The organism is Reyranella soli (genome assembly GCF_007992495.1).
Taxonomy (GTDB): domain Bacteria; phylum Pseudomonadota; class Alphaproteobacteria; order Reyranellales; family Reyranellaceae; genus Reyranella; species Reyranella soli.
On the sequence record NZ_BKAJ01000068.1, the window covers coordinates 79,825 to 87,691 of the forward strand.

The window sequence follows — 7,867 nt, forward strand, 5'->3', positions numbered from 1 at the left end:
TTTTAACAGAGGGGGTTCACCATGACACTTCGCATCAACTCAACCGCGCCTGACTTCAAGGCCGAGACGACCCAGGGTCCGATCGAGTTCCACAAGTGGATCGGCGACGGCTGGGCGATCCTGTTCTCGCACCCGAAGGATTTTACGCCGGTCTGCACCACTGAACTCGGCTACATGGCCGGGCTGAAGCCCGAGTTCGACAAGCGCAACACCAAGATCCTCGGCCTGTCGGTCGATCCGGTCGGCAACCACGAGAAGTGGGCGAAGGACATCGAGGAGACCCAGGGCCACAAGGTCACCTACCCTATGATCGGCGATCCCGAGCTCAAGGTGGCGACCGCCTACGATATGCTGCCCGAAGGCGCCGGCACGACCTCGGAAGGCCGCACCGCCGCCGACAACGCCACGGTGCGCTCGGTGTTCATCATCGGGCCGGACAAGAAGATCAAGGCGATGCTCACCTATCCGATGAGCACTGGCCGCAACTTCGACGAGGTGCTGCGCCTTCTCGAGTCCTGCCAGCTCACGGCCAAGCACCAGGTGGCGACGCCGGTGAACTGGAAGAACGGCGAGGACGTCATCATCGTGCCGGCCGTCTCCGACGAGCAGGCCAAGGCCAAGTTCCCGGGCGGCTGGAAGGCGCCGAAGCCCTACCTGCGCATCGTGCCGCAGCCGAAGTAAGAACACTGCTTTTGCGAGAGGGCGCGCCACGCAAGTGGCGCGCCTTTTCTTTGCCGGGAGCGCGCCACTCCGTGGCGTGCTTCCGGCAAAGATTAACCGCGCGCTCTTTCGACCGACTGGCCCAGCGCGGCGAGCGCGGTGGCGACGATACCCTTGGCATCGAGGCCGGCCTGTTCGTACTGCTTGGCCGGCGCGGCATGGTCGATGAAGCGGTCGGGCAGGATCATCGGCCGCACCTTCAAGCCGTGATCGAGCAGCCCAGCCGTCGCCAGATACTGCATCACATGGCTGGCGAAGCCGCCGATCGAGCCTTCTTCGATCGTGATCAGCACCTCGTGCTCGCGCGCCAGACGGCGCACCAGATCGGTGTCGAGCGGCTTGGCGAAGCGGGCGTCGGCCACGGTGGTGCTAAGCCCCTTGGCGCCGAGATCCTCGGCCGCGACCAGGCACTCCGCGAGACGCGTGCCGAAATTCAGGATGGCGATCTTGCTGCCTTCGCGCAGCACGCGGCCCTTGCCGATCTCGAGTGGCGTGCCCCGCGCGGGCAGCTCGACGCCGACGCCCTCGCCGCGCGGATAGCGGAAAGCCGAGGGACGGTCGTCGATGTGGGCCGCCGTGGCGACCATGTGCATCAATTCGAGCTCATCGGCCGCCGCCATGACGACGAAGTCCGGCAGGCAGGCGAGATAGGCCACGTCGAAGGAGCCCGCGTGCGTGGCGCCGTCGGCGCCGACCAGGCCGGCTCGGTCGATGGCAAAGCGCACCGGCAGCTTCTGGATGGCGACGTCGTGCACGACCTGGTCGTAGCCGCGCTGCAGGAAGGTCGAATAGATGGCGCAGAACGGCTTGAACCCTTCGGTCGCCAGGCCCGCGGCGAAGGTCACGCCATGCTGCTCGGCGATGCCGACATCGAAGCAGCGCTCGGGAAAGCGCTCGGCGAACTTGTCGAGGCTGGTGCCCGAGGGCATGGCTGCGGTGATGGCGACGATCTTCTTGTCGGTCTCGGCCTCGGCGATCAGCGCCTTGGCGAACACCGCCTGGTAGGCCGGCGCGTTGGCCACTGGCTTGGACTGCTTGCCGGTGATGACGTCGAACTTCACCACGCCATGGTACTTGTCGGCGCTGTTCTCGGCCGGCGGATAGCCCTTGCCCTTCTTGGTGACGACATGGACCAGGATCGGCTTGTCGAGCCGGCTGTCGCGCGCGTTCTTCAGCACCGGCAGCAGATGGTCGAGATTGTGTCCGTCGACCGGGCCGACATAGTAGAAGCCCAGTTCGTCGAACAGCGTGCCGCCGGCCACGAAGCCGCGCGCGAACTCCTCGGCGCGGCGCGCCGCCATCTCGAGCGGCTTGGGCAGCGCTTCGGCGACGGAGCGGCCGAGATTGCGCAGGCTGACATAAGGCCGGCCCGACAGCAGGCGCGAGAGATGCGCCGACATCGCGCCGACGGGCGGAGCGATCGACATGTCGTTGTCGTTCAGCACCACGATCAGCCGACTGCGCAACGCGCCCGCGTTGTTCATCGCCTCGTAGGCCATGCCGGCGCTCATGGCGCCGTCGCCGATCACCGCCACGACGTGATTGCTGCCGCTGGCGAGATCGCGCGCCACGGCCATGCCGAGGCCGGCCGAGATCGAGGTCGAGGAATGCGCCGCGCCGAACGGGTCGTACTCGCTTTCGGCGCGCCGCGTGAAGCCCGACAGGCCGCCTTCCTGGCGCAGCGTGCGGATGCGGCTGCGCCGGCCGGTGACGATCTTGTGCGGATAGGCCTGGTGGCCGACGTCCCAGAGCAGCCGGTCACGCGGCGTGTCGAACACGTAGTGCAGCGCCACGGTGAGCTCGACCACGCCCAGTCCTGCGCCGAGATGGCCGCCGGTGACCGATACGGCCGAGATCGTTTCCTGGCGCAGCTCGTCGGCGAACTGGCGCAGTTGATCGGCCTTCAGCCGACGGATATCGGCGGGAACGTCGATGGTATCGAGAAGCGGCGTGCTCGGCCTTGTCATGACTGGATCATACTCCCGCGCAGCGGTTCATGCCCGCCGGGCCACGACGAAATTCGCGGCCTGCTTAAGCAAACCTGCCGCCTCGCCGAACGGTTCTAGATGCGCGGCGGCCTGGCGCGCCAGAAGGTTGGCCTGCGCCCTCGCCCGCTCGAGGCCCAGGATCGACACGAAGGTCGCCTTGCCCGCTGTCGCGTCCTTGCCCGGCGTCTTGCCGAGTTCGGCCGCGGTGCCCTCGATATCGAGCAGGTCGTCGGCGATCTGAAAGGCGAGGCCAAGGTCGTGGGCATAGGCCGACAGGGCCGCGCGCGGGGCATCGCTGGCCTTGCCCAGGATCGCCCCGGCCGTGCAGGAAAAGGAGATCAGCGCGCCGGTCTTCAGGCGCTGCAGGCGCGTGATGGCGCCGATCGAGAGGTCGGGCCGGGTCTCGGCAAGGAGATCGAGCATCTGTCCACCCACCATGCCCTGCGCGCCGGCCGCCTTGGCAAGATCGCTGACCAGATGGGCGCGCACCGCGGCATCGCCGTGCGTGTCTTCGTGTGCCAGCACCTCGAAGGCCAGCGCCTGCAGGGCGTCCCCCGCCAGGATGGCGGTGGCTTCGTCGAACTGCTTGTGACAGGAGGGCTTGCCGCGCCGGAGGTCGTCATCGTCCATGGCCGGCAGGTCATCGTGGATCAGGGAATAGGCGTGCACGAACTCGATGGCACTTGCGGTCCGAAGCGCTGGTAACGCACCGACCTTGAACAACGTTGCGCCCGCAAGCACGAAAAAGGCGCGCAGGCGCTTGCCGCCGCCCAGGCTCGAATAGCGCATCGCTTCGAAGACGCGCGATTCGTCTATGTCGCCGCCATTCCCCAAAGAGTGGGGCAGCAGGCGATCCATGGTGTGTTCGGTCGACGACGCGGCAAATGCCAGCGCGGCCTCGAAGTCGCGATGCGACGACAGTGGCATGGGTCGCGAACTAGTTCAGGTCGGCGGGCTGGCTGCCGACCGAGCCGTCGGCCGAGAAGACGATCTTCTCGACCTTCATCTTGGCCTCGGCGAGCTTCTGCTCGCAGTGCTTCTTCAGCAGCGCGCCGCGCTCATAGGCCGTGATCGCCTCGTCGAGCTTGACCTGGCCGCGCTCGAGCTGCTGGACGATGCCTTCCAGCTCCTTCAGCGCGTCCTCGAACGACAAGCCGGTAATATCCTTTGGGAGTACGGGTTCTTTTGCCAATTTTGCCTCGCAGGGGGTCATATGATGGTAACGGCCGACGCTTGCAACGGCCAGACATCCGGCAGAATGCTGTGAAAATGCCCATTCCGCGCGGTCTTCTGGGCTTTCTCAACTGTGGATAGCGAATCACGCATCTGTGACATGGTAGCTTTGCACGTTCGCAGGACAAAACCCCTGCTCGCGCATTGCGACAGTTACACAGCAATGGCACGTTCCGCCCCGCAACGAAATAAACGGCCATTCATAGGAGCAAAACGCCCATGGGCAACGTCAGTCATCTCGTCACGCGAACGGCAGCCTTCGAAAGCTCAGTTGAGAACGGTCTCGCCGAAGGCGGCAGCGGCAAGGACCGCCAGTTCGTCACCGCCCTCGCCCGCGGTCTCGACATCCTGCGCGCCTTCCATGCCGGCGAAGGCATGCTGGGCAACCAGGAGATCGCCCACCGCACCGGCCTGCCGAAGCCGACCGTGGCCCGCCTCACCCATACGCTGACGGAGCTCGGCTACCTCAACTACATCCGCCGTTTCCGCAAGTATGAGCTCGGCGCCTCGGTGCTGGCGCTGGGTTACGCCGCGATCTCCAGCATGGATGTGCGCCGCGCCTCGCGTCAGCCGCTCGAGCAGCTCGCGCATTCGCTCAACGCTTCGACGGCGCTGGGCGGCCGCGACCGTCATTCGATGATCTATCTCGAAGCCTGCCGTGGCCCGTCGGTCGTGGCGATCACCCACGATGTCGGCACGCGCGTCCCGATGGCCAGCACGGCGATGGGCCGCGCCTATCTGTTCTCGCTGCCCGACGTCGACCGCAACAAGCAGATCGACGCCATCCGCCGCCGCTGGCGCGATGACTGGACCAAGGTGAAGACCGGCCTCGAGCGCTCGTTCAAGGAGCTGGCCGATCGCGGCTTCTGCGTCACCTGGGGCGAGTGGCTGCCCGAGCTCTGCGGCGTCGGCGCGCCGCTGCGCAACTCCGACGGCACGGCCGCCTACGCCATCAACGCCTCGGCGCCGATCTACCAGATCAGCCGCGACCGGCTCGAGGCCGACTGGGGCCCGCGCCTGGTGAAGATCGCGCGCGACATCCGCACCGGCATGGCCGCCCAGCCCTCGTCGACGACGGCAGCTCCGTCGGCGATGCGTCCTGCGACCAACGGCAACGGGCATCGCCCGCCGATGTCGGCGATGGCGCGCCGCTAAAGCGATTTCCGGTCCGATCGAACCGCTTGCGGTTCGATCGGACTGGAAATGCGCGCGCGCGTCCTCTTCCTGGAGTCCAAGCGTATGCCTATCCAACGACCGGCCGATGCGCGGCCGGTCGCCGCCCACGAGTTTCGCGGTTTCAACGGACTCATCGGCCACGAGGTCGTGGCCTGGCGGCCGGGCTTCGTCGAGATGACGCTCAAAGTCCGCCCCGAGCTCTGCAACGCCAACGGCCTGCTGCACGGCGGCGTGCTGATGACCCTGCTCGATTCGGCGAGCGGCTTTGCCTGCACCTTCAACGAGACGGCGACGGCGCGGCGGCTCTCCGTCACGCTGGCCTTCACCACGCAGTTCATCAAAGCGGCGCGCGACGGCGACCAGCTCACCATCTTCGGCGCCTGGCGGCCCTCGACCAGCCAGAGCACCTTCGCCGCCGAGACCGAGATCTACGACCAGAAAGGCGACCTCGTCGCCACCGGCGCCGGCACCTTCCGCTATCTCAAAGGCGAGCGCAGCGATGGGGTGCTCACTTTCCTGGACCAGAAGGCGGCGGACTAGTTCCCGCCCTTTCCGCCCTTTCCGGCACTCCTTCCGTATGGGCTAGCGCCGGGTTGACCTCCCACATATTGGTGGGCCGGCCCCCCGTGGCTCGCCAACCGTCCGGCACTTCCCGCACGACGTTCGCAGAGCGCAGGCGATAGAGGACTTGATCGGCGCCGAAGGCATTGACGGTGCGGCCGAGGCCCTCCCGCCTCACCTGCTCGCGCGTGACATGTCTCTTGCCCCTGCTGCGAAGCCAACGAGCCGCCCGTCTTGCTTGAAGTTCCGTGGACGTGGGCGCCGTTTGCATGAACAGGGCGGTCGCGTGCGGCCGGAAGTAGCTTTCCCACAGCGCCACCGCCCCTTCCATCCGCTCGCGGCCGATATGCCCCGGCGGACTCGTAGAGCCGGTGGCCGACCATTCCAATAGCTCCAGGATACCGGCCAGCCGCACCACCGTTCCGTGCCCCTTGCCCATCCAGGCCTCCTCGAGGCCTTCGGCTTCGCGCAGGCTGGCGTGGACGTTGGCCCTGAAGGCGTCCAGTGCGCTCAATCCCCGCTCATCGACCAGCAGCACCAGAGGATCGCGGATAGTGCCCACCTTGCGGGCGATCCGGCTCAGTCGATTGAGCGCCTCGGCGTCATCGGGCGACGGACTGCCGACGATCGAGCGGAAGGGCGGCTGATGCGGCCACGCATAGAGGTAGCGCGCGGCCAGATCCTCGCCCTCCAGAAAGAGTCGCCCCAACTGCTCCGGCTGCACGGCGCCGAGGATGCTCACGGCCACACTCTCGGCGACCGCCGCCTGTGCGCCGAAGCCAGCTGACCAGGATTGCAGCCACAGGCGCCGCCTTCGGTCGTCCTCTGCCTTGAGACAGGCGAACCAGTCGCCGGCTTCGTCGCGCCACAACAGGCCACCGCGGGCGTTCGCCGCAGCGACCTCGTCGATCCTGTGGACTTGGGCATCGTCGACGACGACTGCATGCGTCTCTTCCTCGACCGTCGCCAGCATGCGGCGCACGGAAGCCGTCGCCGGCGACCGTCCACTGGAAACGCGACCGACGGCGAGTTGCCAGAGAACCAGCGGCTCCTGCCAAGTCGATGTAACGCGAACAGACGCCCCGGCACCGCAAAGGCCGGCTACCGCCCCGAAAAGGGCTTGCGCGGCATAATCGATGGGAGCACCTGCCGCTGTCGCGGTGTCGCCAAGCCAGCCACGCCATGCTGGCGGCATGATGTCGACCGGAAACGGCGGGAGCGTGCCCCGCCGTTCCTCGAGCAGGCTGGGATCGATCTCCTGCCATTCCGGGCCGGACGATGCCGACCAAGATGTGGAAACCGTCACATACGACGCACCGGGAACATCGTCCGGTAAAGCCAGATCACTGACTGGCTGAGCGGACGAACGCCGGGGAGACTTCGGCATGATGAACCACCTCGCTGGCTTTGGATGGCATAAATAACCCGTGTACTAATATAACTATGATTATTATCCACCGCAAGGTCCGAATGCGCATCCCGAGGTTGATTTATGCCCCCCCAAACACCCTGAATTAGCTTCGGCGCAAGCCGCATACGAGGTGCCTGCATTGCAGGCATTGACAGTCTTGTGTGTCGCCATGATCCAGCCCTCTCAAGGCTGAAACACGGGTTCGAATCCCGTAGGGAGCGCCAACAAAATCAATAATTTTTGGATAGAGAACCGATCGGGCCTGTGTTTCGGGGACACCCCGGGGACACAATAGCGCTGAAAATCAGTCCATCGACGCGCGATGGCTACGGCACTTGATCCATCAAAATACATCAAGCCACTGCTTACGCTATCAGCGGCGATGGCAAGTAATGTTCCCGAGGAAGCGGCATAAGCTTGTGCGATTTCTTTGCGCAATCACGCCGCCCCGCAGTCGCAGCCCATCGCCGCCATCACCAGCACATAGCCCCCGGCATCGAACTACTGGTACGACGCAGCGCAGTGGAAATAGGATGCCGGCGCCGGTCCCGCCGGCGGCGACAGGTTCGCCAGCACCAGCCGGCGGTCCACGACATACAGGGATGCCGCTCCCTTGGTAAGCGACACGCGCACCTTCACTGACATCATCTCGATGGGCAGCACATCAGCGTGAGGAGCCCCCACGACAGTGCGCTTGCGGCGGCCAGCGTCGGTCCCAGCCACAAGGCGGGTTCGCTCGGCATTGGAAGCAGATCGCGATGCCCAGGCCCAGCACCAC

The 7,867-nt window shown here is 65.9% G+C and carries 8 protein-coding genes and 1 tRNA gene; 4 read left to right on the top strand and 5 right to left on the bottom strand.

What is annotated here, in order from left to right; translation table 11 throughout:
- Positions 1-21: 21 nt before the first annotated feature.
- Positions 22-681, top strand: a complete 660-nt coding sequence (locus RSO01_RS19145; RefSeq protein WP_147150824.1) for a peroxiredoxin — start codon at positions 22-24, stop codon at positions 679-681.
- Between the two features lie 92 nt (positions 682-773).
- Here RSO01_RS19145 and dxs read toward each other — a convergent pair whose 3' ends face one another.
- From dxs to RSO01_RS19160, 3 genes are read right to left on the bottom strand one after another with little or no spacing between them, the layout of a single operon-like run.
- Positions 774-2,687, bottom strand: a complete 1,914-nt coding sequence (gene dxs, locus RSO01_RS19150; protein ID WP_147150826.1) for a 1-deoxy-D-xylulose-5-phosphate synthase — start codon at positions 2,685-2,687, stop codon at positions 774-776.
- A gap of 27 nt (positions 2,688-2,714) precedes the next feature.
- Positions 2,715-3,635 (bottom strand): polyprenyl synthetase family protein, encoded by a 921-nt coding sequence (locus RSO01_RS19155; protein ID WP_147150828.1) that lies wholly within the window; start codon positions 3,633-3,635, stop codon positions 2,715-2,717.
- A 10-nt stretch (positions 3,636-3,645) separates the two neighbouring features.
- Positions 3,646-3,921 carry an exodeoxyribonuclease VII small subunit gene (locus RSO01_RS19160; RefSeq protein WP_147150830.1) on the bottom strand — a complete coding sequence of 92 codons (276 nt, stop codon included), beginning with the start codon at positions 3,919-3,921 and terminating at the stop codon, positions 3,646-3,648.
- 239 nt (positions 3,922-4,160) lie between these two features.
- Between RSO01_RS19160 and RSO01_RS19165 the strand changes: the two genes are divergently transcribed.
- Positions 4,161-5,096: an IclR family transcriptional regulator gene (locus tag RSO01_RS19165; RefSeq protein WP_147150832.1), complete on the top strand. Its 936-nt coding sequence runs from the start codon at positions 4,161-4,163 to the stop codon at positions 5,094-5,096.
- A gap of 84 nt (positions 5,097-5,180) precedes the next feature.
- Complete coding sequence (locus tag RSO01_RS19170) at positions 5,181-5,657, top strand: PaaI family thioesterase (RefSeq protein WP_170303187.1); 477 nt, start codon at positions 5,181-5,183, stop codon at positions 5,655-5,657.
- Here RSO01_RS19170 and RSO01_RS19175 read toward each other — a convergent pair.
- The gene (locus RSO01_RS19175) at positions 5,626-7,065 is read right to left on the bottom strand and encodes a DUF3987 domain-containing protein (RefSeq protein ID WP_147150836.1); all 1,440 of its coding nucleotides are present in this window, start codon (positions 7,063-7,065) and stop codon (positions 5,626-5,628) included. The genes RSO01_RS19170 and RSO01_RS19175 overlap by 32 nt on opposite strands.
- 177 nt (positions 7,066-7,242) lie before the next feature.
- On the opposite strand from RSO01_RS19175, the gene RSO01_RS47370 reads away from it, so the two are divergent.
- A tRNA-Glu gene (locus RSO01_RS47370) sits at positions 7,243-7,313 on the top strand.
- Between the two features lie 277 nt (positions 7,314-7,590).
- Here the strand turns inward: RSO01_RS47370 and RSO01_RS19180 are convergent.
- A partial coding sequence (locus tag RSO01_RS19180) for a hypothetical protein (protein ID WP_218037386.1) occupies positions 7,591-7,867 on the bottom strand: 277 nt, incomplete at its 5' end.

Coding starts and splice junctions, on each gene's coding strand:
- RSO01_RS19145 (WP_147150824.1), top strand. CDS start 22: ATGACACTTCGCATCAACTCAACCGCGCCTGACTTCAAGGCCGAGACG.
- dxs (WP_147150826.1), bottom strand. CDS start 2,687: ATGACAAGGCCGAGCACGCCGCTTCTCGATACCATCGACGTTCCCGCC.
- RSO01_RS19155 (WP_147150828.1), bottom strand. CDS start 3,635: ATGCCACTGTCGTCGCATCGCGACTTCGAGGCCGCGCTGGCATTTGCC.
- RSO01_RS19160 (WP_147150830.1), bottom strand. CDS start 3,921: ATGACCCCCTGCGAGGCAAAATTGGCAAAAGAACCCGTACTCCCAAAG.
- RSO01_RS19165 (WP_147150832.1), top strand. CDS start 4,161: ATGGGCAACGTCAGTCATCTCGTCACGCGAACGGCAGCCTTCGAAAGC.
- RSO01_RS19170 (WP_170303187.1), top strand. CDS start 5,181: ATGCCTATCCAACGACCGGCCGATGCGCGGCCGGTCGCCGCCCACGAG.
- RSO01_RS19175 (WP_147150836.1), bottom strand. CDS start 7,065: ATGCCGAAGTCTCCCCGGCGTTCGTCCGCTCAGCCAGTCAGTGATCTG.